We start from the raw sequence: 730 nt of genomic DNA on the forward strand, positions 1-730 counted from the left end.
TATATTAAGACTGCCAATAGGTGGTCTTTTTTATTTCCGATTGCCAAAATACTCGCCTACCTATTTTTGAGCTAAGTACCTCATATAAGCAAGTACCTGCTTGATGATACAGTCTGGAAACATCAATTACATGTTGTTTGCAAAGTTTAGCGCTTTTACTACGACTATATAGTCAGCAACCGACTATTATGGCAGATAGTAGGAATACATTTGAAACTACCATGGACATTGTTTTTTAAAGGTCTTACATTTTAAATTTGATGGATAAATAGGTGATAATATGAAATTTGCTAAAACGATCGCAATGACAGCAATTACGAGCTCAGCACTAATCATGACTGGTTGTAATTCATATGGTGGCGGTATGAGCAATACTGCTAAAGGTGCTACTGCTGGCGCTGCTGCTGGTGCTCTTATCAGAAGTAAAGGCGATAGCAAAGACATCGCTCGTGGCGCATTAGCTGGTGCAGCTATCGGCGGCGCTGGTGGTTACATTCTTGATAATAACTAAATCCTTCTATCTGATATCTCTTCATTATTAAATTGAGTGATGTCAACCAGAGGATAAAAAAAGCCTGCAATTGATTGCAGGCTTTTTTATGTCAACTTTTTGTGTGGTTATTATTGTACTGATAACCCGTGCGCGGAGTTGTCAAAAGTAAATCACTTTTAAAGCGCGCCACTACTTTTAAAGCGCGCCGCTAAACGTATCGCAAGATTGTACGTTACC

The 730-nt window shown here is 39.0% G+C and carries 1 protein-coding gene; it reads left to right on the top strand.

Features of this window, described 5'->3' with window-relative positions; all coding sequences use genetic code 11:
• Positions 1-280: 280 nt before the first annotated feature.
• Entirely contained in the window at positions 281-511 is a 231-nt protein-coding gene (locus ACS8FC_RS17250; protein ID WP_201600262.1) for a glycine zipper 2TM domain-containing protein, read from the top strand.
• The last annotated feature ends 219 nt before the right edge of the window (positions 512-730 follow it).

Source organism: Psychrobacter sp. 1Y4 (assembly GCF_051847555.1).